Genomic DNA, 24,336 nt, shown 5'->3' with positions numbered 1-24,336 from the left:
AGGATTAAAGAAATGTCCGAGCCAGTTAAACTGCGCGCTCATAACCAGGCCCATTGCAAGGATTGCAGCCTGGCCCCTCTCTGCCTGCCACTTTCTCTGAATCTGGAAGACATGGATGCGCTGGACGAAATCGTTAAACGCGGCCGCCCGCTGAAAAAAGGCGAGTTCCTGTTCCGCCAGGGCGACACGTTCGATTCCGTTTATGCAGTACGCTCCGGCGCCCTGAAGACCTTCAGCCTGAGTGACAGCGGCGAAGAACAGCTCACCGGTTTCCACTTGCCGAGCGAACTGGTCGGCCTGTCCGGCATGGACACCGAGAAACACCCGGTGTCAGCCCAGGCGCTGGAAACCACCTCGGTCTGCGAAATCCCTTTTGAACGTCTCGATGAACTGGCCCTGCAACTGCCGCAACTGCGCCGCCAGTTGATGCGCGTCATGAGCCGCGAAATCCGCGACGACCAGCAAATGATGTTGCTGCTGTCGAAGAAAACCGCCGACGAGCGCATCGCCACGTTCCTGGTCAATCTGTCCGCGCGCTTCCGCGCTCGCGGCTTCTCGGCCAATCAGTTCCGCCTGAGCATGTCGCGCAATGAAATCGGTAACTACCTCGGCCTGGCGGTAGAAACCGTGTCCCGCGTGTTCACACGCTTCCAGCAAAACGAGCTGATCGCCGCCGAGGGCAAGGAGATTCACATCCTCGACCCGATCCAGCTCTGCGCGCTGGCCGGTGGCTCGCTCGAAGGCTGATCTCGACCCGCGGCCGAGCGAATCGTTTCAGCCGCGGGTATACTGCGCCGTTTGCAGCCCTGCCAGGACACCTCGACGATGGTCTTCGACTCCTTCGACATCAAATCGCTTATTCGCCCTGTGATCGACTTCCCGAAACCGGGCGTGATCTTTCGCGACATCACCCCGCTGTTTCAATCGCCCAAGGCCCTGCGCCTGGTGATGGACAGCTTCGCCCACCGCTATGTGGAAGCCGACTTCACCCACATCGGCGCGATGGATGCCCGTGGCTTCCTGATCGGCTCGGTGCTGGCCTATCAGTTGAACAAGCCGCTGGTGCTGTTCCGCAAGCAAGGCAAACTGCCGGCAGACGTGTTGGCCGAGGGTTACGCAACCGAGTACGGCGAAGCGTTCCTGGAAGTGCACGCCGACAGCCTGTGTGAAGGCGATTCGGTGGTGATGTTCGATGATTTGATTGCCACGGGCGGCACGCTGATTGCGGCAGCCAACCTGATTCGCCGCATGGGCGCGCGGGTGCATGAAGCGGCAGCGATTATTGATTTGCCGGAGCTGAACGGGTCGCAGCGGCTGGAAGACATGGGCATTCCTACCTTCTGCCTGACGCAGTTTGCGTTGACCGATAAGTAAGCAGCGCCCTTCAGGCCGCCATCGCGAGCAGGCTCACTCCTACAATTTGGAATGCGCTCCCCCTGTAGGAGTGAGCCTGCTCGCGATGAGGCCGGTAGCCTCACCGCAAAACCTAAAGCCCCATCTGCTTGCTGATGATCTCGTTCATCACCTCCCGCGTCCCGCCGCCAATCGACAAGATGCGGTTATCCCGATACAGCCGTTCCACCAGACTCTCACGCATATAACCCAACCCACCAAGAATCTGCACCGCCTCGGTGGTGATCCGGTCTGACGTATCCGTGGCAAAGTTCTTCGCCATGGAAATCTCCTTGATCACGCTCTGCCCCGCCGCCATCTTCGCCGCTTGCCGATAAGTGAATTCCCGTGAAACCTCCAGCGCAGTCGCCATTTCGGCGAGGCGATGCTTGATCACCTGAAACTTGCCGATCGGTTTGCCAAACGCTTCACGCTCCCGCGCCCATTTCAGGCTCTGTTCCAGTGCAAGCTGGGAAGTCATGTTGGCCATCAGCGCCAGCGCCAGTCGTTCGCTTTGAAAATTGCCCATGATGCAGGCGAAGCCCATGTTCTCGGCGCCAATCAGATTGCCCACCGGCACGCGGCAGTCGTCGAAGAACAACTCGGCGGTGTCCGACGCCCACCAACCCATTTTTTTCAACTGACGACCAACGGTGAAGCCCGGCGTGCCCTTTTCGATCAACAACAGGCTGATACCGCCGAAACCCGGCGCACCGGTGCGCACCGCGACGGTGTAAAAATCGGCGCGTACGCCACTGGTGATAAAGGTTTTGCTGCCGCTTACCCGGTAGAAGTCACCGTCACGCTCGGCGCGGGTTTGCAGGTTGGCAACGTCGGAGCCACCGCCGGGCTCGGTGACCGCCAGGGCGCTGATCTTCTCGCCGCTGAGCACTTGCGGCACAACACGCTCACGCACCTCGGGACGGGCCCATTTGACGATCGGCGGCAAGCCGATATCCAGCGAGCCGAGCCCCGCTACCAGGCCGCCAGAGCCGCAGCGCATCAACTCCTCGCTGGCGGCAACCTTGGCGAACAGATCGCCTTCATGGCTGCCTCCCAGCGCTTCGGGATAGCCAATGCCGAGGATGCCCGCCGCGCCCGCCTTCAGGTACAGCTCACGGGGGAAGCTTTCGGCTTCTTCCCAATGATCGATATCCGGCAGGATCTCGCGTTCGACGAAACGCCTGACGCTGTCGCGGACCAATTGGTGGCTGGGGTCGAAGTATTCCTGAAAGGCAGGCATGGGCGAGCTCCACGGAAGGGTTCGCCGAACTTAACCGAGCGCTTGCTTGGTTTACAAGATGCAGAAGATCAAAAGATCGCAGCCTTCGGCAGCTCCTACATTGGAAATACGCGTTTCCCTGTAGGAGCTGCCGAAGGCTGCGATCTTTTGATTTTTATCAGAGAGAAATCGGTTTACGCCCGGCAAACGAATGCGCCAGCGTGCCGCCATCGACCAGCTCCAGCTCACCACCCAGCGGCACGCCGTGGGCAATCCGCGAAGCGATCAGGCCTTTGTTGCTCAGCAGCTGCGCGATGTAATGCGCCGTCGCCTCACCTTCCACCGTCGGGTTGGTCGCGAGGATGACTTCAGCAAAAGTCTCCGCCTCCTCAATCCGCGCCATCAGTTGCGGAATGCCGATCGCCTCAGGCCCGAGACCATCGAGCGGCGACAAATGCCCCTTGAGCACAAAGTAGCGACCACGGAAGCCGGTCTGCTCGACGGCATACACATCCATCGGCCCTTCCACCACGCACAGCAACGTGTCGTCGCGGCGGGTGTCGGCGCATTGCGGGCACAGATCGTCTTCGGTCAGCGTGCGGCACTGGCGGCAGTGACCGACCCCTTCCATGGCCTGACTGAGGGCCTGGGCCAGGCGCAAGCCGCCGCTGCGGTCACGCTCAAGCATCTGCAACGCCATGCGCTGGGCGGTTTTCTGCCCCACGCCCGGCAAAGTGCGCAAGGCGTCGATCAGTTGGCGAATCAAAGGGCTGAAGCTCATGGGTAAAAAGTCCGACAAAACAACGAGACGCGGTTTATACCCGCGCCTCTGGCCAGCGTCAAATACTCAGTCCTGCGCGACCTTCACCACCAGTTTGCCGAAGTTGCGCCCCTCCAGCAGGCCGATAAACGCCTCGGGCGCCTGCTCCAGGCCTTCCACCACGTCCTCGCGGAATTTGACCTTGCCGTCGCGCACCCACGGCACCATGTGGCTGATGAATTCCGGCTGACGGTCGCCGTAATCGTCGAACACGATGAAGCCCTGAATCCGCACGCGTTTGGTCAGCAGTGTGCGTTGCAGCATTGGCAGGCGATCCGGGCCTTGCGGCGCTTCGGAGGCGTTGTAACCGGCGATCAGACCGCACAACGGAATGCGCGCCTTGGCGTTAAGCAGCGGCACTACCGCATCGAACACATGACCACCGACGTTCTCGTAATAGATGTCGATGCCATCGGGACATGCCTTGGCCAATTGCTCAGCAAAATCGGGCGCCTTGTGATCGATACAGGCATCAAAACCCAGCTCTTCGACCACGTATTTGCATTTGTCGGCACCGCCGGCCACGCCGACCGCGCGCAGGCCTTTGATCTTCGCCACCTGGCCGACCACCGAGCCGACCGCGCCGGAGGCCGCAGCGACAACGAGGGTTTCACCTTCCTTCGGCTGGCCAATGTCCATCAGGCCCATGTACGCGGTCATCCCCGGCATGCCCAACACGCCCAGCGCCATTGAAGGACTCGGCAGCCCGGCAGGGATCGGGATGATGTTGCGACCGTCGCTGATGCTGTGGCTCTGCCAACCGGTCGCACCGACCACCAGATCCCCTTTATGAAACTTCGGATGACGCGAGTCCTCGACACGGCTGACCGCGCCACCGGTCATCACTTCGCCGATTTGCACCGGCGCGGCGTAGGACGGCGCGTCACTCATGCGTCCGCGCATGTAGGGATCGAGGGACAGGTACAGGGTTTTCAGCAGCACCTCGCCGTCCGCCAGATCCGGCAACGCTTCGCGTTCGAGGCGGAAGTTTTCCGGGGTCGGCGCACCGACCGGGCGTGAGGCGAGGACGAAACGTTGGTTGAGCGTAAGAGGGTCGGACATGTCAGCGTCTCCTGTGAATGGTGAATTCAGCGAGTATAGGGAGCAGACCATTGAGGCTTTTGCGCGTTCGATGTTTATTCAGGTGGACCGAGGTGAGTTCATTCGCGAGCAGGCTCGCTCCCACAGGAGAATGCGTTTCAAATGTGGGAGCGAGCCTGCTCGCGAAGGCGGCATCAAAGACACCACACCTCCAAGAGTCAGAAACAAAAATGCCAGGCGCAAGGCCTGGCATTTTGTGTAGCTCATCTGCCGCCGATTGGCGAATCAGAATGGCAGTTTCATACCGGCTGGCAGGTTCATGCCGGCGGTCATGTTGCCCATTTTGTCCTGGCTGTTCTTCTCGATCTTGCGCACAGCGTCGTTGACGGCAGAGGCGATAACCGCTTCCAGCATCTCTTTGTCATCTTCGCTCATGCCTTCGACCAGGCTTGGGTCGATGCTCACGCTTTTGACGTCGTGACGACCGGTCATCACCACGGTGACCATATCGCCGCCGGCCTTACCGGTGACTTCGGCGTTGGCCAGTTCTTCCTGCATCTTGGCCATTTTTTCCTGCATCTGCTGCGCCTGCTTCATCAGGCCGGCCATGCCACCTTTCATCATGGGAATCACCTCAAAAGTACTTGGATCAAAACAGCGCCCGGCGAAGATTAGCCGAGCACCTTCAGTTATTAGCCTTGGGCGACCAAGGCGTCGACAGGTTCAATAGTATCGTGTCGCACCACCGCGCCGAACTGCTGAACCATCTGCTGGATGAACGGATCGCCGTGGATCGACTCCTCCGCCTCGCGCTGACGGTTGGCGCGCCGACGGGACGCGGCTTGGGCCGGGGTTTCCTGCTCGGGCTTGATCAGCTCGATGGTCAGGCTCAGCGTGCGACCGTGGAACTGGTTCAACGCATCGTTCAGACGCCGCTGCTGCGTGGCGTTGAACAGCGCGCTGTGCGCCGGGTCGAGGTGCATCAGCCAATGGTCGCCATCGACGGCGATCAATGTGCAGTTGGCGGCGATGCTGCCGGTCATGCCGGAGATCGGCAGTTTCGGGAACAGCTCCAGCCATTGCAACGCCAGACCGGTGGCCGGTGCCGCAGCCGGTTCTGGCTCAGGTTCTGGCGCGGGCTCGGCGGCATGTTCGCTGGCCAGTTCGTCGAGGTAGCTGTAGGCCGAATCCATGTCCGGCTCGATGTAGTCCTCGTCCAGCGGCGGCTCGTCGTCCATGTCCATGCCCGGTGTGGCGGCATCGACGTCGGCGACCGACGGCTCGGGAATCGGTGCGGCAGCCCATTCTGGAGCCTCCGGAACGACGCTATCCGGGGTCGGCAACGGCATTGGCGGCAACTCGGGTTGCTCGGCGGTGGTTTCCAGCACCGGTTCGACGGCGGGGTGCTGCGCAGGCTCGGGTTCAGCTTCGGATTCTACCGGGTCATTCCACGGCAGATCGATGACAGCTTCGGCAACGACAGGTGCAGGTGCAGGTGCAGGTTCTGGCGCGGCAACAGGAGCAACCGGCGCGGGCTCGGGAGCCGGCGCGGGTGCAGCGACGGGTGTCGGCGCTGGAACGGGAGCCGGCGCAACCGCCGCAGCAACTACCGGCGCAGGTTTAGGCGCGGCAGCCACTGAGTTTGCGGAATCAACTGTGGCCTGGCTGATCCCCACTGGCTTTAGCGGTTGCCTCGGGGCGTCCGCCGTATCTGCCGGCCGGAAGGCCAGCATCCGCAGCAGGACCATTTCGAAACCACCGCGCGGATCCGGCGCCAGCGGCAAATCGCGGCGGCCGATCAGGCCCATCTGGTAATAGAACTGCACATCTTCGGCGGGCAAGGCCTGCGCCAGTGCCAACACGCGATCGCGGTCGCCATGCCCGTTGTCGACACCTTCCGGCAACGCCTGAGCGATGGCCACGCGGTGCAGCACGTTGAGAATTTCCGAGAGCACGCCGTTCCAGTCCGGGCCTTGTTCAGCCAGGTGACGCACGGCTTCGAGCAACGCCTTGGCATCACCCTCGATCAAGGAATGCAGGACGTCATAAACCTGACCGTGATCCAGCGTGCCGAGCATCGCCCGCACGTCGGTAGCGAGAACCTTGCCTTCACCGAAAGCAATCGCCTGATCGGTCAGGCTCATGGCGTCCCGCATCGAACCGTCAGCGGCGCGACCGAGCAGCCACAGCGCATCGTCTTCGAAGGGTACGTTTTCGGCGGTCAGGACGTGGGTCAAATGCTCGACCACACGCTCGGGCGTCATGTTCTTCAGCGAGAACTGCAGGCAGCGCGACAAAATCGTTGCCGGAAGTTTCTGCGGATCAGTGGTCGCGAGGATGAACTTGACGTACGGCGGTGGCTCTTCGAGGGTTTTCAGCAGTGCATTGAAGGAATGGCTGGAAAGCATGTGCACTTCGTCGATCAGGTAGACCTTGAAGCGCCCACGGCTCGGCGCGTACTGCACGTTGTCGAGCAGCTCGCGAGTGTCTTCGACCTTGGTGCGGCTCGCGGCGTCGATCTCGATCAAGTCGACGAAACGGCCCTCGTCGATTTCCCGGCACACCGAGCACTCGCCGCACGGGCTGGAAGTGATACCTGTCTCACAGTTCAGGCATTTGGCAATGATCCGCGCAATCGTGGTTTTACCCACCCCACGCGTACCAGTGAACAGGTACGCATGGTGCAGCCGTTGGCTGTCCAAGGCATTGATCAGAGCCTTGAGCACATGGGTCTGGCCGACCATTTCGCGGAACGAGCGCGGACGCCATTTACGTGCAAGAACCTGATAACTCATCGAAAACCGTCGCAACGAAGGAAGCTGAAGCGGCTAATGCTAGCGGAGCAAGGGCAAAATTGCATCCGGTGTCCTCGTCTAATATGGCTAAGCTGCATCAGCAGAGGCTTTTATCGGCTCGGGATCGGGAATTACCGGAGCGTTTATGCGGTGGGCCGTGGGGGCGTTGCTGGGAATCAGCCTGAATGTGACGGCAGCGCAAGCCCCGTTGCGCTTCGCCATGCCCGACAGCTGGGCGATGCCGATGGTGCAATACGAACGCGGCCGCCCGACCCAGGGCATTCTTTACGACCTGATGCTCAGCCTGGCCACGCAGGTCGGCGTACCGGCGCAATTTCACGTCCTGCCCCGCGCCCGCGTGCAGAACGCCATGGAACACGGCGAAATAGATGTGCGCTGCTATGCCGCGCAGTCGTGGCTGCCGAATCAGTCGGGGGATTACATCTGGAGTCTGCCGTTGTTCTTCCAGCGCGATCTGTTGATCAGCCGCAAAGATCAACCTGTCAGTGCCGTCCCCGCGCATTTGCCCCGCCAATCCATCGGCACCGTGCTTGGCTACACCTACCCGACTCTGCAACCGTTGTTCGACGCTGACCGACTGCAACGCGAAGATGCGCGCAATCAGGAGCAGGTGTTGGAGAAGCTGCTGGCCGGGCGTTATCGCTATGCGGTGAGCAATCAGTGGACGCTGGACTGGTTTAACCAGCGCTTGATGCCGGAGCAGCAACTGCAAGGTGTCGCCGTGTTGCAGGAGCAGAAGGTGGGTTGCTATGTGAGGAATGATCCGAAGGTGCCGGTGCAACGGATATTGCGCACGTTGTTGCGGATGAAGATGTCGGGGGAGATTGATGAGATTATCCGGCTCTATACCGGGTCCTCTGAAGCCACCCCATAACCCCTGTAGGAGTGAGCCTGCTCGCGATGGCGTCCTGTCTCCCAAACATGAGTTGACTGACCCACCGCCATCGCGAGCAGGCTCACTCCTACAAGGGATTTGTGCCGACCTGACAAATCGCAGACACAAAAAAACCGCAGTGGGCGAAACCCATGCAGTTCTGGTTGAAGCGTTCGATTGTTCGTTAAGGTGGTAACCCCACCAGCCACACCCCGGCACACAATGTTCCCGCTGTGGCTGCTGCCTTCCGGCTCTGACCAGGTTCACGGGTAATCGTTGCGGGGGGACCGATGGGGTCACCATAACGATGCTTGCCTGTCGGCGAGCCGCGCCATTGTACCTATCTGAGACGAAGTTACAACCGTTGGTTGCAGATTAAAAACATGAATTGCTTCAAGGACATAAAGATCGCAGCCCACGCCAGTGCCTACAGGGCCAACACCTCATCCGCCCTGCCCCCCGCCTGCTGGATCACCAGATGAATAAAGTGCAGCTTGGCAATCGCCGGTGCTGGCAGCACGAACGGGTAGAAATCCGGCTGACCCATGCTGCGTGACAGCTCATTGAGCATCCCGGCCAGTTCGATCCACGCGTTGACGAACGACAGAAACGCCTCGCCACCGGGATGTTCCGGGTCATACAGCGTGCTGGTCGGAAACGGCTGGTAATCAAAATCCATTTCCCGCGCGCTCATGCCGAAGCCCAGCGCCGTGTCCACCGCGTCCATCATGTGCAGATAGTGCGCCCAGGTTTCCGCCCAGTCTTCCCACGGGTGCATGGTTGCGTAGGCGCTGACGTAGTGCTGCGGCCAGTCGAGTGGCGCGCCTTGCTGATAGTGACGATCGAGCGCCTCGGCGTAACTGGCGCGTTCGTCGCCGAACAGGCTACGGAATGAGCCGAGCCACGGGCCGTTAGCGATCAGGCGATCCCAGTAATAATGGCCCACCTCATGGCGAAAATGCCCGAGCAGCGTGCGATACGGTTCGCGCATCTGCGCCCTCACCTGCTCGCGGTGGGCGTCGTCGGCTTCTTTGATGTCGAGGGTGATCAGGCCGTTGGCGTGGCCGGTCATTGGCGCATTGCCTTCGAGGTCGACACCGATGAAATCGAACGCCAGACCGGTGTCTTCATCGACGGTTTTCGGGATGACTTGCAGGCCGAGGGTGATCAGTTGCGCGACCAGTCGACGCTTGGCAATTTCGACCTTGCGCCAGCGTTCGGGATTGTCCGGGGCGGACAGGTCGGGGATGGTGCGATTGAGGCTGCAAGCGACGCACAGGCTGTCGTGATCGTTGGCCGGCAGCAGCCAGTTGCACGCGGCGGCTGTGTCGAGGTTGGCGCAGCGGCGGAACAATCCCGAGTCGGGATCGGCGTCGAGCGTCCAGGTACCCTCGTATGGCCCCGGCTGCAGCGAAGTCAGACGGCTTTCTTCGGGTTGATAACCGAGCAAGGCATTGCACGCCAGGCACTGGCTGTTGCGAAAGAACAGCGACTGGCCGCAGCGGCACGGCCAGACTTTGCTGTTGCGTGAAGATTCGCCCATGAACGGCGCGATGATGCGGGAACTGAGCTGCTCGAAAAAACGGTGCATGGCGATCTCTCCCTGGGGCTTGCCAAGACTAGATCATTCCCGCGGGCTGATCGTTCCAACGCTCTGCGTGGGAATGCATCCAGTGACGCTCTGCGTCACAGCGGACGCGGAGCGTCCGGAGCGGCATTCCCACGCGGGAGCGTGGGAACGATCAGACGTTCAGGCCGTGGGTTTTGAGGAAGGCGATGAAGGTTTCTTCGTCCATCACCTTCACGCCCAGCTCATTGGCCTTGGTCAGTTTGGAACCGGCACCGGGGCCTGCGACGACGCAATGAGTCTTCGCCGACACCGACCCCGCGACTTTGGCGCCCAGGCTTTCCAGATGTTCCTTGGCGACATCACGGCTCATCAGCTCAACCTTGCCGGTCAGCACCCAGGTCTCGCCGGACAGCGGCAAGCCTTCGACGACTTTCCTCTCGCTCTGCCAGTGCATGCCGAAATCACGCAGTTGTTTTTCGGACTCTTCAGCCAACTTACGATGCTGCGGAACAGCAAAAAACTCGCGCACCGAATTGGCCTGCTTCTCCGGCAAGGCCTGACGCATGTCCAGCCAGTCCGCATTCATCACCGCTTCCAGCGAACCAAACTTGTCCGCCAGCTTCTGCGCGCCACCGGGGCCGACCGAAGGAATGTGCAGCTTGTCGAGGAAGCCACCGAGCGTGGTGCTGGCGGCAAACTCGGCGCCCAGCTCACCCTGGTCCTGAATCTGCAAACCATGGCCGAGCAATTCGGTAATCACCTGCTGGTTATGCGCATCTTCAAAGAAGCTGTGAATCTCGTGCGCCACTTCCAGCCCGACGTCCGGCAGGTAGGTCAGCACTTGCGGCAGCGCCTGCTGCACACGCTCCAGCGAACCCAGCGAGCGCGCCAGCACCTTGGCCGTCTCTTCGCCGACATCGGGAATGCCCAGTGCATAGATGAAGCGCGCCAGCCCCGGCTTCTTGCTGTCTTCGATGGCCGCGAGCAGCTTGTTGCTCGACACCTCGGCAAAGCCTTCCAGATCGACGATGTCGTCAAACTTCAGCGCATACAGATCGGCTGGCGAACTGACCAGGCCTTCATCGACCAGTTGCTCGACGCTTTTGTCGCCGAGGCCTTCGATATCCATCGCGCGGCGCGAGACGAAGTGAATGATCGCCTGTTTCAGTTGCGCGCCACAGGCCAGACGGCCGACACAGCGATACACTGCGCCTTCGCTGACGGTTTCCTTGCCTTTGCTGCGTTTGATCAGTTGCGTGCGCTCGACGTGCGAACCGCACACCGGGCAGTTCTCTGGAATCTGCACCGCGCGCGCATTTTCGGGACGGCGATCCATGACCACTTGTACGACTTGCGGAATCACATCGCCGGCGCGGCGGATGATCACGGTGTCACCGATCATCAGGCCCAGACGCGCAACTTCATCCATGTTATGCAGCGTGGCGTTGGCCACGGTTACGCCGGCAACCTTGACCGGTTTCAATCGTGCCACCGGCGTAACAGCGCCAGTACGGCCAACCTGAAACTCGACGTCGAGCAACTCGGTGAGTTCTTCCATCGCCGGGAATTTATGCGCGATCGCCCAGCGCGGCTCACGAGCCCGGAAGCCCAGTTCACGCTGATCGGCAATGCTGTTGACCTTGAACACCACGCCGTCGATTTCATACGTCAGCGAGTTACGGCGCGCGCCGATGTCGCGGTAGTAATCCAGGCATTCATCGATGCCTTTGGCCAATTTCAATTCGTGACTGATCGGCATGCCCCACTTCTGCAACTGCTTGAGGTTGCCGATGTGGGTGTCGGAAATATCGTGGGAAACCTGACCGATGCCGTAGCAGCAGAACTCCAGCGGACGGTTGGCGGTGATCTTCGAGTCCAGTTGACGCAGACTGCCGGCGGCAGCGTTGCGCGGGTTGGCGAAAGTCTTGCCACCGACGTCCAGCTGCGAGGCATTGAGGCGCTCGAAACCGGCCTTGGACATGAACACTTCACCGCGCACTTCCAGGGTCGCCGGCCAGCCTTCGCCGTGCAGCTTTAGCGGAATATTGCGCACGGTGCGCACGTTGACGCTGATGTCTTCACCAGTAGTGCCGTCGCCGCGTGTGGCGCCACGCACCAGCACGCCATCCTGATACAGCAGGCTGACCGCCAGGCCATCGAGTTTCGGTTCGCAGCTGTATTCCACCGCCGCACTGCCGCCGAACAAATCGCCGGCCGGCAGGTCCAGACCTTCGGTGACGCGGCGATCGAACTCGCGCATGTCACTTTCTTCGAAGGCGTTGCCGAGGCTGAGCATCGGCACTTCGTGACGCACCTGAGTGAACGCGGTGAGCGCCACGCTGCCGACGCGCTGGGTTGGCGAGTCGCTGGTGATCAGTTCCGGGTTGGCCGCTTCCAGCGCCTTGAGCTCGTGGAACAACCGGTCATACTCGGCGTCCGGAATGCTCGGCTCGTCGAGGACGTGGTAACGGTAGTTGTGTTGATCGAGTTCAGCGCGTAGCTCGAGAATGCGGTTTTTGGCGGCGGTCATGGGGTGTTCTCTCATAAAGCAAAAGAGCAGCCGAGGCTGCTCTAATTCATCTATCTGTGGCAGCAGAAGCAAAGATCGCAGCCTTCGGCAGCTCCTACAGAAATCGCATTCCTGTAGGAGCTGTCGAGTGAAACGAGGCTGCGATCTTTTGATCTTGGCCTTAGCGCTTCTGGGTCAGGGCGCGACGTTCGAACTCAACGATGCGCTGACGGTAGTGCTCGATGGTCTGCGCGGTCAGAACGCTGCGCTGGTCATCTTTCAGTTCGCCGTTCAGTTCCTGCGACAGCTTGCGGGCTGCCGCCACCATTACGTCGAAGGCCTGCTTCGGATGGCGCGGGCCTGGCAGGCCGAGGAAGAAGCTCACCGCCGGGGTGCTGAAATGGTCGATATCGTCCAGATCGAAAATGCCCGGCTTGACCGCGTTGGCCATGGAGAACAGCACTTCACCGTTGCCGGCCATGCTTTCGTGACGATGGAAGATATCCATCTCGCCGAAACGCAGACCGCTTTCGAGAATGTTCTGCAACAGCGCCGGGCCTTTGAAGCCGGCAGCGTCACGGCAGATCACGCTGATCACCAGCACTTCTTCAGCTTGCGGCTGGTCTTTGTCGACCACCGCCGGCGAAGGCTTGCTGTCTTCGGCGAAATCGTCGTCACGGCTGCTGAAGCTCGGACCGCCGTCCAGATCCAGGTCGAGGTTCAGGTCGCCCTGCGCCGGACCGTTGCTGCCGCGCTTGCCACGTTTCGAACCAGATTCGCGAGGCTCGCGTGCTTCGCGGGCCGGCATGCTCACCGATGGCAGATCGTGTTCGTCCAGTTGCGGCTCTTTATGTGTATCCAGCACGCGAGCCGGGCCCAAAAGCTCAGCACTGGTGTCCTCGTCCGGCAGGTTGGACAGACTTCGGTCAAGACGGAATTTCAGTTTTCCCTTGCCGCCGCGCATACGGCGCCAGCCATCGAAAAGAATACCGGCTATCACAATGATGCCGATGACGATCAGCCACTCGCGCAGACCGATTTCCATGTAATCCCGTGCCTCTATAAAAAATGCTGAAAAATAAGGGGTTTACATTGTGCAAACCGCTTTAAAACGTGGCGCCAACTCTATGTTCTGACAGGCGTTTTGCCCACGTATACGAAAAATTGACATTAAACTAGCACGACCAAAGACAACTTTACACCGTCTGTCGAAATCGCTGCGCAAATTGTGTCGATTTGCCACTTTCATTCAAATAGTCAGCCTGTTGTCATCTTTGCGCAGCTCAGCTGCAAGTCGCGAGCTATAAGCCACAAGCTCTTCTCTTGCAGCTTGGAGCTTATCGCTCGAAGCTGCGCCGCTAGGCGTCCACCATCGCCATCGCCTCCTCGACATCCACGGCTACCAGTCGCGAACAACCCGGTTCATGCATCGTCACGCCCATCAACTGCTCGGCCATTTCCATGGCGATCTTGTTGTGGGTGATATAGATGAACTGCACGGTCTGCGACATCTCTTTGACCAATCGTGCGTAGCGTCCAACGTTAGCGTCATCCAGTGGCGCGTCAACCTCATCGAGCATGCAGAACGGCGCCGGGTTCAATTTGAAGATGGCAAAAACCAGTGCCAGCGCGGTCAGGGCTTTTTCCCCGCCGGAGAGCAAATGGATGGTGCTGTTCTTCTTCCCTGGCGGCTGCGCCATGATCGTTACCCCTGTATCGAGTAGATCTTCGCCCGTCAGTTCCAAATACGCCCGTCCACCACCGAAAACTTTTGGAAAAAGTGCCTGTAAACCGCCATTGATCTGATCAAAGGTATCTTTGAAGCGGTTGCGGGTTTCCTTGTCGATCTTGCGAATGACGTTTTCCAGGGTCTCCAGTGCTTCGACCAGATCGGCGTCCTGCGCATCCAGATAACGTTTACGCTCGGATTGTTGCGTGTATTCGTCGATGGCGGCGAGGTTGATCGCACCCAGGCGCTGAATCCGCGCATTGATGCGTTCGAGTTCTTCTTCGGCTTCGCGTTCACTGGCTTGTGCAGTCAGTGTGGCGAGGACGCCATTGAGATCGTAGCCGTCTTCCAGCAGTTGGTCCTGCAAAGCCTTGCGGCGCACGGTCAGGGCTTGCCATTCCATGCGCTGCTGTTCGAGCTGGCCGCGAATCAACTGCGATTGCTGCTCGGCCTGCGTCCGGCGTTTTTCCGCGTCGCGCAATTCGCGATCGGCGTCTTCGAGGGCGATCTGCGCGGTCTTCAGCTCTTCGTCGACGGTCATGCGCTTATCGAGCAACTCTTCGAGTTTCAGGCGCAGCTCTTCCAGCGGTGCCTCGCCCTCTTCCAGATTCAGACTCAACTGTTCGCGTTTTTCCGTCAGGCGCTCGGCCTGCATTTCCAGACGCTCCAGCGCCTGACGCGTGGAGTCGTGCTGCGCGCGCAACGAGCCAAGACGCACGGCCAATTGATGCGCGTGATCCTTGTGCTGCCGCGCTTCCTGACGCACCCGGTCAAGGCGTTCGCGCAGACTGTCGCGTTGGGCCAACAGCAATTCGCGCTGCTCGGTGTCCAGCGCCATGGCGTCCAGCGCGTCCTGCAATTGCATGCGCGCCTCGCCGATCTGTTCGTGCTCGAGTTCGCGTTGCTCGCCGAGTTCGACCAGCTCTTCATCAAGACGGGTACGACGCAACGTCAACTGTTCGGCCTTGGCTTTGCCAGCGGACAGCTGTGCTTTCAACTCGCCTTGCTGGCGCGCTTCGTCTTGCAGCAAACGACGCAAATGTTCGCGGCCGTTTTCCTGCTGACGCTGTTGCGCGCGCAGGGTTTGCAGACGGGTTTCCATGGCCTCGACCGTGGCTTCTTTTTCTTCCCGCTCGAGGTGCAGCGCTTCGATTTCCTGACCACGGGCGAGCATGCCGCTCTCTGCTTCGCTGGCCCGGCGTACGCGCAAGAAGTGCCGGCCGACCCAGTAACCGTCACGGCTGATCAGGCTCTCGCCAGCGCTCAACTGCCCGCGCAAAGCCAACGCCTGTTCGAGGCTATCGACCGGCTTGACCTGACCGAGCCACGGCGACAGATCGATCTGCGCGTCGACCTTATCGAGCAAGCTGCCGGCGACGCGCACCCCATCGCTGGCCGGGCTGAGCAGACGCAAATCACCCTGGGTGAAACCGGATAAATCAAAACCGCTGAAATCGTCAACCAGCACCGCTTGCAGATCAGCGCCGAGCACGGTTTCCACCGCCAGTTCCCAACCGGCCTCGACCTTCAGGCCTTCGGCCAGACGCGGACGCTCGGCGAGGTTGTGTTCCTTCAGCCATTCGGCGGTGCCGGTGCCCGGATCGAGCGCGGCTTGCTGCAACGCTTCAAGGGACGCCAAGCGACCGTTGAGACGCTGCAAATCACCCTGCGCCTGTTGCTGCGCGGTCAGCGCTTGCTGCAATTCCTGACGCAGTTGTTCAAGCTTTTCGACCTGCGCTTCTTCGCTGGTCTGCAAATCTTCGAGGGTCGCTTCGGACTCGGCGAGCTGCTCGTTGAGCTCCATGATCGCCGCATCTTCCGGGTCGGCCGAGAGCAACGCGCGCTCTTCGCCAAGACGCTTTTGCCGGTCAGCGAGGCGCTCCATGCTGGTTTCCAACTGCTGGATGCGCGATTGCTGCACTTCGGCCTGACGGCGCGGCTCGGCGGCGGTCAGGTTGAAGGCGTCCCACTGCTCCTGCCAGCCGTGCATGACGGACTCGGAATCTTCCAGCGCAGCGGCGGCTTCTTCGGCAGCGGCGCTGGTGACCTCCTGCTCGGGGGTGAGCATGTCCAGCTCTTCGCCGAGGGTCAGCAGCAACGTGCGGTCGTGGCCCAGGTGCGACTCGGTTTCCAGGCGGGCGCGCTCGGCTTCTTTCAGATCGTCCTGCAACTGACGCAGACGTTGCTGGCCATGCTGGATACTTTGCTCGACCCGGGCGATGTCGCCGCCAACCGAATAGAAGCGCCCCTGCACCAGATTGAAGCGTTCGGACAGGTCATGGTGACCGTCGCGCAGGCGTTCGATGGCCGCGTCAGCGTTTCGCTGCTCGGCGACCAGTGCTTCGAAACTGACTTCCTGGGTGCCGATGATCGACTCGCGCTGCCCGACCTGATCGTTGAGATCCTGCCAGCGCAGGGCCGACAGTTGCGCCTTGAGCTGGCGTTCTTCGGCTTTGAATTCCTGATACTTCTTCGCCGCTTCGGCCTGGCGATGAAGCCGTTCGAGTTGCCGCTCCAGCTCTTCGCGCAGGTCGGTCAGACGGGCAAGGTTTTCATGGGTGCGGCGGATGCGGTTTTCGGTCTCGCGGCGGCGCTCTTTGTATTTCGAGATGCCGGCGGCTTCTTCGATGAAGTTACGCAGGTCTTCCGGCTTGGATTCGATCAGCTTGGAGATCATCCCCTGCTCAATGATCGAATAGCTGCGCGGGCCGAGACCGGTGCCGAGGAAGATATCGGTGATGTCACGGCGACGGCATTTGGTGCCGTTGAGGTAATAGGTGGTCTGGCTGTCGCGGGTGACTTTGCGGCGAATCGAGATCTCGGCGTAGGCCGCGTATTCGCCCAACAACGTGCCGTCGGAGTTGTCGAAGACCAGCTCGATGCTGGCCTGACTCACTGGTTTGCGGCTGGTCGAGCCGTTGAAGATGACGTCGGTCATCGACTCGCCACGGAGGTTCTTCGCCGAACTCTCGCCCATCACCCAGCGTACGGCGTCGATGATGTTCGACTTGCCGCAACCGTTCGGCCCGACGACCGCCGCCATGTTACTGGGGAAGTTCACCGTGGTCGGGTCGACGAAGGATTTGAATCCCGCCAGTTTGATGCACTTGAGCCGCACGCTCAGGCAACCGTCAGGGCGGAAACCACCAGATCGCAGCTGCGCTGGGCGTAAGCCGTCAGCACGATGCGGATCTGCGGCAAATCACGGGCAAGCACGGCGGCGAGCAGGCGTTCGAACAGTTCGAGGAACTCGCTCATTGAGGCCTTGCGCTGTTCGAGGGCGAGGAAATATGCACGGCTCATCGCCGGCTGCAGGTTCTCGACGGTTTCTTGCAGGTAAGGATTGTTGGCGAACGGATAGGCAGCGCGCATCACGCTGAAGCTGTCGTCGACGAAACTGCGGATGTCCTGACGCTCGTAGCTGGCGGTCAGGCGCTGCTGGATCTGCACGAACGGCGCCATGTCCGACTGCACTTGCCAGCCATTGGCCACCGAGTTGCCGAGCAGGATGTACAACTCGCTCATCAGCGTGCACAGGCTCTGCACCTTGTGCGGCGTCAGCTCAGTGACGTGCGCGCCACGGCGCGGCAGGATCGCGATCAGGTGACGGCGTTCGAGGATCAGCAAGGCTTCGCGGACCGAGCCGCGGCTGACATTCAGTGCCAGCGTGACCTTCTGTTCCTGGATGCGCTCTCCCGGCTTCATTTCGCCACGAATGATGCGTTCGGCGAGGTGGTGAGCGATTTGCTCGGCGAGGCTGTCCGGCGCCTTGAACGTCATGGTTGTCCTTCAAACTCTATCGATCTGCACAAGCGGCGCAGTGTAGCGCAAATGCGGGCTCATGGCGGAGTGCCCACTCAGCGGTTTTTGGCACGAATCCCGCAAAAAAGCAGGGTGACCGATGAAGGTCAATAATGAATAGACACGTTGTTGATCGACGAAATGGATTTTCCTGACCTTTAAGTCAGAAAACCATTGACCGAAAAGTCAGACCTGCTAAATTCGGCTCAAGTCGGTTAACAACAATAATGAGTCTGCGAGGCCTTCCGTGATCCAGTTTTTACTTAACCAGGAACTCCGTAGCGAGCACGCCCTGGACCCGAATCTGACTGTGCTCAATTACCTGCGTGAACACGTGGGCAAGTCCGGCACCAAAGAAGGTTGCGCAAGCGGTGACTGCGGCGCCTGCACCGTGGTGGTCGGCGAGTTGCAAACGGATGACGCTGGCCGCGAATACATTCGCTATCGCAGCCTCAATTCGTGCCTGACCTTTGTGTCGTCGCTGCACGGCAAACAACTGATCAGCGTCGAAGACCTCAAACATAAAGGCGAACTGCACAGCGTGCAGAAAGCCATGGTCGAGTGCCATGGCTCGCAGTGCGGCTTCTGCACCCCCGGTTTCGTCATGTCGCTGTTCGCCCTGCAAAAGAACAGCGACGCACCGGATCACGCCAAGGCTCACGAAGCGCTGGCCGGCAATCTCTGCCGTTGCACTGGCTACCGGCCGATTCTGGCGGCTGCCGAGCAATCCTGCTGCGGCAAGCAAGCGGATCAGTTCGATGCCCGCGAAGCGGAAACCATCGCCCGACTGAAAGCCATCGCCCCGACCGATATCGGCGAACTGAACAGCGGCGACAAGCGCTGTCTGGTACCGCTGACCGTCGCTGATCTGGCCGATCTCTATGACGCTTATCCACAAGCTCGCCTGCTCGCCGGCGGCACCGACTTGGCACTGGAAGTCACCCAGTTCCACCGCACCCTGCCGGTGATGATCTACGTCGGCAACGTCGCGGAAATGAAGCGCATCGACACCTTCGAAGACCGCATCGAAATCGGCGCCGCCACCGCCCTCTCCGACTGCTACGAAGCGTTGAACGCCGAGTACCCGGACTTCGGCGAATTGCTGCACCGCTTCGCCTCGCTGCAAATCCGCAATCAGGGCACCCTCGGCGGCAACATCGGCAACGCCTCGCCGATCGGTGACTCGCCACCGCTGCTGATCGCCCTCGGCGCGCAGGTCGTGCTATGCAAAGGCGAAACCCGCCGCACCCTGAACCTCGACGATTACTTCATCGATTACAAAGTCACTGCCCGTCAGGAAAGTGAATTCATCGAGAAGATCATCGTGCCGCGCGCCACTGCCGAGCAGTTGTTCCGCGCCTACAAAGTCTCCAAGCGTCTGGACGACGACATCTCCGCCGTCTGCGCCGCGTTCAACCTGCGCGTCGAAAATGGCGTGATCACCGATGCACGCATGGCCTTCGGCGGCATGGCTGCGATCCCGAAACGCGCCGCCCATTGTGAAGCCGCGCTGATCGGTGCGCCGTTCAACAACGCCGTGGTCGAACGTGCCTGCGCCGCGCTGGCCGAAGACTTCACGCCGCTCTCGGACTTCCGCGCCAGCAAGGAATATCGCCTGCTCAGCGCGCAGAACCTGCTGCGCAAATACTTCATCGAACTGCAAACACCGCACATCGAGACTCGGGTGACCGCTTATGTCTAACCATCACGGCGTAGAAAAAACCCAGGCTGAACTGGCTGAACTGTTCGCCAAGGATCTGACCTCCGGTGTCGGCCGCAGCGTCAAGCACGACAGCGCCGCCAAGCACGTGTCCGGTGAAGCGCAGTACATCGATGATCGTTTGGAATTTCCGAACCAGTTGCACCTGTACGCACGCATGTCGGACCGCGCCCACGCGAAAATCATCAGCATCGACACCTCGCCGTGCTACGCCTTCGAAGGCGTGCGCATCGCCATCACCCACGAAGACGTTCCGGGCCTGAAAGACATCGGCCCGCTGATGCCGGGCGACCCGCTGCTGGCCATCGATGACGTGCAATTCGTCGGTCAACCGGTGCTCGCGGTGGCCGCGAAAGATCTGGAAACCGCGCGCAAAGCCGCGATGGCCGCGATCATCGAATACGAAGATCTCGAACCCGTGCTCGACGTGGTTGAAGCGCTGCGCAAACGCCACTTCGTGCTCGACAGCCACACCCACCAGCGCGGCGATTCGGCTTCTGCGCTCGCCACCGCTGAACACCGCATTCAAGGCACGCTGCACATCGGCGGTCAGGAACACTTTTACCTGGAGACGCAAATCTCCTCGGTAATGCCGACTGAAGACGGCGGTATGATCGTTTACTGCTCGACGCAGAACCCCACCGAAGTGCAAAAACTGGTCGCCGAAGTGCTCGACGTGTCGATGAACAAAATCGTCGTCGACATGCGCCGCATGGGCGGTGGTTTCGGCGGCAAGGAAACTCAAGCCGCCAGCCCGGCATGCCTGTGCGCCGTGGTTGCGCACCTCACCGGCCAACCGACCAAGATGCGCCTGCCGCGCGTCGAAGACATGCTGATGACCGGCAAGCGCCACCCGTTCTACGTCGAGTACGACGTCGGCTTCGACAGCACCGGCCGCCTGCACGGGATCAACATGGACCTGGCCGGCAACTGCGGCTGCTCGCCGGACTTGTCAGCGTCGATCGTTGACCGGGCGATGTTCCACTCCGACAACTCGTACTACCTCGGCGACGCGACCATCAACGGTCACCGCTGCAAGACCAACACCGCGTCGAACACCGCTTACCGGGGTTTCGGCGGCCCGCAAGGCATGGTCGCGATCGAAGAAGTGATGGACGCGATTGCCCGTCACCTGCAGCTTGATCCGCTCGCAGTACGCAAGGCCAACTACTACGGCAAGACCGAGCGCAACGTCACCCATTACTACCAGACCGTCGAGCACAACATGCTCGAAGAGATGACCGCCGAACTGGAAGAAAGCAGCCAGTATCACGAACGCCGCGAAGCGATCCGGCGCTACAACGCCAACAGCCCGATCCTGAAAAAAGGCCTGGCGCTGACCCCGGTGAAATTCGGCATTTCCTTCACCGCGAGCTTCTTGAACCAGGCTGGCGCGCTGATCCACATCTACACCGACGGCAGCATCCACCTGAACCACGGCGGCACGGAAATGGGCCAGGGCCTGAACACCAAAGTCGCGCAGGTCGTGGCCGAAGTGTTCCAGGTCGAAATCGACCGCGTGCAGATCACCGCGACCAACACCGACAAGGTGCCAAACACCTCGCCGACAGCGGCGTCCAGCGGCGCTGACCTGAACGGTAAAGCGGCGCAGAACGCGGCGGAAATCATCAAGAAACGCCTGATCGAATTCGCTGCGCGGCACTACAAAGTCACTGAAGAAGACGTTGAATTCCACAACGGCCACGTGCGTGTTCGTGACCATATCCTGACCTTTGAAGCGCTGATCCAGCAGGCGTATTTCAATCAGGTGTCGCTGTCGAGCACCGGCTTCTACAAGACCCCGAAAATCTACTACGACCGCAGCCAGGCGCGCGGCCGTCCGTTCTACTACTTCGCCTTCGGCGCGGCGTGCTGCGAAGTGATCGTCGACACCCTGACCGGCGAGTACAAGATGCTGCGTACCGACATCCTGCACGACGTCGGCGCCTCGTTGAACCCGTCCATCGACATCGGTCAGGTCGAGGGTGGCTTCATCCAGGGCATGGGCTGGCTGACCATGGAAGAGCTGGTCTGGAACAACAAAGGCAAGCTGATGACCAACGGCCCGGCGAGCTACAAGATCCCGGCGGTGGCGGACATGCCGCTCGACCTGCGCGTGAAGCTGGTGGAAAACCGCAAGAACCCGGAAGACACGGTGTTCCATTCCAAGGCTGTCGGCGAACCGCCGTTCATGCTCGGGATTGCTTCGTGGTGTGCGATCAAGGATGCGGTGGCGAGCCTCGGTGATTACAAACATCAGCCGCAGATCGATGCCCCGGCGACCCCGGAGCGGGTGTTGTGGGGGTGTGAGCAGATGCGTCAGTTGAAAGCGGTGAAAGCCGTCGAAGCTGAAACTGCGGTCGTTTGATGATCGTTCCCACGCTCTGCGTGGGAATGCAGCCCGCGACGCTCTGCGTCGCATCCTGAACAGCGGACGCGGAGCGTCCAGTGATGCATTCCCACGCAGAGCGTGGGAACGATCTGAGAGGTGTGTATGTACAACTGGATCGACGCCCTCGCCGACCTGCAGAACCAGGGCGAACCCTGCGTTCTGGTGACGATCATCGAAGAACTCGGCTCGACGCCACGCAACGCCGGCTCGAAAATGGTTATCAGCGCGAACCAGAGCTTCGACACCATTGGTGGCGGGCACCTGGAATACAAAGCCATGCAGATCGCCCGCGAGATGCTCGCCAGCGGCAAGCAGGACACTCATCTGGAGCGCTTCAGCCTCGGCGCCAGCCTGGGCCAGTGCTGTGGCGGCGCTACCGTGTTGCTGTTTGAACCGATGGGCCAAGTGCAGGCGCAAATCGCCGTGTTCGGTGCCGGCCACGTTGGCCGCGCTTTGGTGCCGCTGCTCGCCAGCCTGCCCTGCCGGGTGCGCTGGATCGATTCGCGTGATGCCGAATTCCCCGAACACATCCCCCACGGCGTGCGTAAAATCGTCGCCGAAGAGCCTGTGGATGAAATCGATGAGCTGCCCGCCGGCAGTTACTGCATCGTCATGACCCACAACCATCAGCTCGACCTTGAACTCACTGCCGCGATTCTCAAGCGCAACGACTTCGCCTACTTCGGCCTGATCGGTTCGAAGACCAAACGCGTGAAGTTCGAACATCGCTTGCGTGATCGCGGTTTCGACAGCGGCGTCGTGCAACGCATGCGCTGCCCGATGGGCATCGGCGAAGTCAAAGGCAAATTGCCTGTGGAAATCGCCATCTCCATCGCCGGCGAAATCATCGCCACCTACAACGCCAACTTCGGCCAGCAGACTGCCAGCGCCGAACCGATTGCCAAACTGCTGCCGGTTTCGCGGCGCAGTCAGGCGACCAAACTCAAAGCCTCAAACTGATTAGAGAACCCTCATGCCTCTGACTCGAAAAGCCTACCGCGCCGCCATCCTGCACAGCATTGCCGACCCCGCCGAAGTCGGGATCGAAGCCTCCTACGAATATTTCGAGGACGGCCTGCTGGTGGTCGATGGCGGCAAGATCAGCGCCCTCGGCCACGCCAGTGATTTGCTGCCGACCCTGCCGGCGGACATCGAAATCGAGCACTACCAGGACGCGCTGATTACCCCGGGCTTCATCGACACCCACATTCACTTTCCGCAAACCGGCATGGTCGGCGCCTACGGCGAGCAACTGCTCGACTGGCTGAACACCTACACCTTCCCGTGCGAAAGCCAGTTCGGCGACAAAGCTCACGCCGACGAAGTCGCTGACATTTTCGTCAAGGAGCTGCTGCGCAACGGCACCACCACCGCGCTGGTGTTCGGCAGCGTGCACCCGCAGTCGGTGAACTCATTGTTCGAAGCGGCCGAGAAGCTCGACCTGCGGATGATCGCCGGCAAGGTGATGATGGACCGCAACGCGCCGGACTACCTGACCGACACTGCTGAATCGAGCTACGTCGACAGCAAAGCGCTGATCGAGCGCTGGCACGGCAAGGGCCGCTTGCACTACGCAGTCACCCCGCGTTTCGCGCCGACCAGCACCCCGGAGCAACTGACCCTTGCCGGGCAACTGCTGACCGAATACCCGGATCTGTACATGCAGACCCACATCAGCGAGAACCTCAAGGAAATCGAGTGGGTCAAGGAGCTGTTCCCGGAGCGCAAGGGCTACCTCGACGTTTACGATCACTACCAACTGCTCGGCGAGCGCTCGGTATTCGCCCACGGCGTGCACCTGTGCGACGACGAATGCGCGCGACTGGCAGAGACCGGCTCGGCGATCTCGTTCTGCCCTACTTCGAACTTCTTCTTGGGTAGCGGTTTGTTCAACCTGCCAATGGCCGAGAAGCACAAGCTCAATGTCGGTCTGGGCACTGACGTTGGCGGCGGCACCAGTTTCTCGCTGCTGCAAACGCTGAACGAAGCGTACAAAGTGATGCAACTGCAAGGTGCGCGACTGAGCCCGTTCAAGTCGCTGTACCTGGCGACACTGGGCGGTGCGCGGGCGCTGCGTCTGGAAGACAAGATCGGCAACCTGCAACCGGGTTCCGACGCCGACTTCCTGGTGCTGGATTACAACGCTACGCCACTGCTGAGCTATCGCTTGAAGCAGGCCAACAACATTGCCGAGACATTGTTTGTGTTGATGACGCTGGGCGATGACCGCACGGTGCAGCAGACGTATGCGGCGGGTGCCCTGGTGCATCAGCGCTAATTTCCCCCGCCCCATGATCGTTCCCACGCTCTGCGTGGGAATGCAGCCCGTGACGCTCCGCGTCACTGGACGCGGAGCGTCCCCAGAGGCATTCCCACGCAGAGCGTGGGAACGATCAGACAGGCACAAAAAATCCCCCGGAGGTGTTCAGCCCCGAGGGATTTTTTGTTGC

Annotated in this window: 17 protein-coding genes and 1 other RNA gene; 7 read left to right on the top strand and 11 right to left on the bottom strand. The window is 60.6% G+C overall.

Going from position 1 to position 24,336, the window contains the following annotated elements; all coding sequences use genetic code 11:
* Nucleotides 1–12 precede the first annotated feature (12 nt).
* Together fnr and CKW17_RS12745 are read left to right on the top strand one after the other, a co-directional pair.
* On the top strand, nt 13–747 hold the full coding sequence (gene fnr, locus CKW17_RS12750; protein WP_003223347.1) for a fumarate/nitrate reduction transcriptional regulator Fnr: 735 nt from the start codon (nt 13–15) through the stop codon (nt 745–747).
* A gap of 78 nt (nt 748–825) precedes the next feature.
* The gene (locus tag CKW17_RS12745; protein ID WP_064116891.1) at nt 826–1,374 is read left to right on the top strand and encodes an adenine phosphoribosyltransferase; all 549 of its coding nucleotides are present in this window, start codon (nt 826–828) and stop codon (nt 1,372–1,374) included.
* A gap of 112 nt (nt 1,375–1,486) precedes the next feature.
* On the opposite strand, the gene CKW17_RS12740 is transcribed toward CKW17_RS12745, so the two are convergent.
* The 5 genes from CKW17_RS12740 to dnaX form a co-directional block, all read right to left on the bottom strand.
* On the bottom strand, nt 1,487–2,635 hold the full coding sequence (locus CKW17_RS12740; protein ID WP_095120072.1) for an acyl-CoA dehydrogenase family protein: 1,149 nt from the start codon (nt 2,633–2,635) through the stop codon (nt 1,487–1,489).
* Nucleotides 2,636–2,792: 157 nt separating this feature from the next.
* A complete protein-coding gene (gene recR, locus CKW17_RS12735; RefSeq protein WP_095120071.1) occupies nt 2,793–3,395 on the bottom strand; it encodes a recombination mediator RecR in 603 nt (200 codons plus the stop codon).
* 66 nt (nt 3,396–3,461) lie between these two features.
* Nucleotides 3,462–4,496 carry an NADP-dependent oxidoreductase gene (locus CKW17_RS12730; protein ID WP_095120070.1) on the bottom strand — a complete coding sequence of 345 codons (1,035 nt, stop codon included), beginning with the start codon at nt 4,494–4,496 and terminating at the stop codon, nt 3,462–3,464.
* 264 nt (nt 4,497–4,760) lie between these two features.
* Nucleotides 4,761–5,099: a YbaB/EbfC family nucleoid-associated protein gene (locus CKW17_RS12720; RefSeq protein WP_016984747.1), complete on the bottom strand. Its 339-nt coding sequence runs from the start codon at nt 5,097–5,099 to the stop codon at nt 4,761–4,763.
* A gap of 68 nt (nt 5,100–5,167) precedes the next feature.
* On the bottom strand, nt 5,168–7,270 hold the full coding sequence (dnaX, locus tag CKW17_RS12715) for a DNA polymerase III subunit gamma/tau (RefSeq protein WP_095120068.1): 2,103 nt from the start codon (nt 7,268–7,270) through the stop codon (nt 5,168–5,170).
* Between the two features lie 145 nt (nt 7,271–7,415).
* Between dnaX and CKW17_RS12710 the strand changes: the two genes are divergently transcribed.
* Nucleotides 7,416–8,165, top strand: coding sequence for an ABC transporter substrate-binding protein (locus CKW17_RS12710; RefSeq protein WP_095120067.1), 750 nt, complete (start codon nt 7,416–7,418; stop codon nt 8,163–8,165).
* 196 nt (nt 8,166–8,361) lie between these two features.
* Here the strand turns inward: CKW17_RS12710 and ffs are convergent.
* The 6 genes from ffs to CKW17_RS12680 all read right to left on the bottom strand — a co-directional run bounded on the left by ffs (nt 8,362) and on the right by CKW17_RS12680 (nt 17,753).
* An RNA gene (ffs, locus tag CKW17_RS12705) (signal recognition particle sRNA small type) lies at nt 8,362–8,458 on the bottom strand.
* Between the two features lie 134 nt (nt 8,459–8,592).
* Nucleotides 8,593–9,756, bottom strand: coding sequence for a putative zinc-binding metallopeptidase (locus CKW17_RS12700; RefSeq protein WP_095120066.1), 1,164 nt, complete (start codon nt 9,754–9,756; stop codon nt 8,593–8,595).
* A gap of 151 nt (nt 9,757–9,907) precedes the next feature.
* The gene (gene ligA / locus CKW17_RS12695) at nt 9,908–12,265 is read right to left on the bottom strand and encodes an NAD-dependent DNA ligase LigA (RefSeq protein ID WP_095120065.1); all 2,358 of its coding nucleotides are present in this window, start codon (nt 12,263–12,265) and stop codon (nt 9,908–9,910) included.
* Between the two features lie 160 nt (nt 12,266–12,425).
* Entirely contained in the window at nt 12,426–13,289 is an 864-nt protein-coding gene (gene zipA / locus CKW17_RS12690; RefSeq protein WP_038365417.1) for a cell division protein ZipA, read from the bottom strand.
* A 313-nt stretch (nt 13,290–13,602) separates the two neighbouring features.
* Nucleotides 13,603–17,091 carry a chromosome segregation protein SMC gene (smc, locus tag CKW17_RS12685; protein ID WP_095120064.1) on the bottom strand — a complete coding sequence of 1,163 codons (3,489 nt, stop codon included), beginning with the start codon at nt 17,089–17,091 and terminating at the stop codon, nt 13,603–13,605.
* A gap of 2 nt (nt 17,092–17,093) precedes the next feature.
* Nucleotides 17,094–17,753 (bottom strand): GntR family transcriptional regulator, encoded by a 660-nt coding sequence (locus tag CKW17_RS12680; protein WP_038365421.1) that lies wholly within the window; start codon nt 17,751–17,753, stop codon nt 17,094–17,096.
* A gap of 268 nt (nt 17,754–18,021) precedes the next feature.
* Here CKW17_RS12680 and xdhA point away from each other — a divergent pair, with 268 nt between their 5' ends.
* From xdhA to guaD, 4 genes are all read left to right on the top strand, one after another.
* On the top strand, nt 18,022–19,476 hold the full coding sequence (xdhA, locus tag CKW17_RS12675) for a xanthine dehydrogenase small subunit (protein WP_095120063.1): 1,455 nt from the start codon (nt 18,022–18,024) through the stop codon (nt 19,474–19,476).
* Nucleotides 19,469–21,862, top strand: coding sequence for a xanthine dehydrogenase molybdopterin binding subunit (xdhB, locus tag CKW17_RS12670; RefSeq protein ID WP_095120062.1), 2,394 nt, complete (start codon nt 19,469–19,471; stop codon nt 21,860–21,862). Before xdhA ends, xdhB begins: the two co-directional genes overlap by 8 nt.
* A gap of 126 nt (nt 21,863–21,988) precedes the next feature.
* Nucleotides 21,989–22,846 (top strand): xanthine dehydrogenase accessory protein XdhC, encoded by an 858-nt coding sequence (gene xdhC, locus CKW17_RS12660; protein ID WP_095120061.1) that lies wholly within the window; start codon nt 21,989–21,991, stop codon nt 22,844–22,846.
* Between the two features lie 13 nt (nt 22,847–22,859).
* The gene (guaD, locus tag CKW17_RS12655) at nt 22,860–24,164 is read left to right on the top strand and encodes a guanine deaminase (RefSeq protein ID WP_095120060.1); all 1,305 of its coding nucleotides are present in this window, start codon (nt 22,860–22,862) and stop codon (nt 24,162–24,164) included.
* The last annotated feature ends 172 nt before the right edge of the window (nt 24,165–24,336 follow it).

Source organism: Pseudomonas sp. Irchel s3f10 (assembly GCF_900187515.1).
In the GTDB taxonomy this organism is placed as follows: Bacteria; Pseudomonadota; Gammaproteobacteria; order Pseudomonadales; family Pseudomonadaceae; genus Aquipseudomonas; species Aquipseudomonas tensinigenes.
Note: the sequence above shows the minus strand (reverse complement) of the source record. Positions and strands in the feature narration are given on the sequence as shown.

Excerpts from the sequence above, each read along its gene's own strand:
- fnr (WP_003223347.1), top strand. The coding sequence starts at position 13 with ATGTCCGAGCCAGTTAAACTGCGCGCTCATAACCAGGCCCATTGCAAG.
- CKW17_RS12745 (WP_064116891.1), top strand. The coding sequence starts at position 826 with ATGGTCTTCGACTCCTTCGACATCAAATCGCTTATTCGCCCTGTGATC.
- CKW17_RS12740 (WP_095120072.1), bottom strand. The coding sequence starts at position 2,635 with ATGCCTGCCTTTCAGGAATACTTCGACCCCAGCCACCAATTGGTCCGC.
- recR (WP_095120071.1), bottom strand. The coding sequence starts at position 3,395 with ATGAGCTTCAGCCCTTTGATTCGCCAACTGATCGACGCCTTGCGCACT.
- CKW17_RS12730 (WP_095120070.1), bottom strand. The coding sequence starts at position 4,496 with ATGTCCGACCCTCTTACGCTCAACCAACGTTTCGTCCTCGCCTCACGC.
- CKW17_RS12720 (WP_016984747.1), bottom strand. The coding sequence starts at position 5,099 with ATGATGAAAGGTGGCATGGCCGGCCTGATGAAGCAGGCGCAGCAGATG.
- dnaX (WP_095120068.1), bottom strand. The coding sequence starts at position 7,270 with ATGAGTTATCAGGTTCTTGCACGTAAATGGCGTCCGCGCTCGTTCCGC.
- CKW17_RS12710 (WP_095120067.1), top strand. The coding sequence starts at position 7,416 with ATGCGGTGGGCCGTGGGGGCGTTGCTGGGAATCAGCCTGAATGTGACG.
- CKW17_RS12700 (WP_095120066.1), bottom strand. The coding sequence starts at position 9,756 with ATGCACCGTTTTTTCGAGCAGCTCAGTTCCCGCATCATCGCGCCGTTC.
- ligA (WP_095120065.1), bottom strand. The coding sequence starts at position 12,265 with ATGACCGCCGCCAAAAACCGCATTCTCGAGCTACGCGCTGAACTCGAT.
- zipA (WP_038365417.1), bottom strand. The coding sequence starts at position 13,289 with ATGGAAATCGGTCTGCGCGAGTGGCTGATCGTCATCGGCATCATTGTG.
- CKW17_RS12680 (WP_038365421.1), bottom strand. The coding sequence starts at position 17,753 with ATGACGTTCAAGGCGCCGGACAGCCTCGCCGAGCAAATCGCTCACCAC.
- xdhB (WP_095120062.1), top strand. The coding sequence starts at position 19,469 with ATGTCTAACCATCACGGCGTAGAAAAAACCCAGGCTGAACTGGCTGAA.
- xdhC (WP_095120061.1), top strand. The coding sequence starts at position 21,989 with ATGTACAACTGGATCGACGCCCTCGCCGACCTGCAGAACCAGGGCGAA.
- guaD (WP_095120060.1), top strand. The coding sequence starts at position 22,860 with ATGCCTCTGACTCGAAAAGCCTACCGCGCCGCCATCCTGCACAGCATT.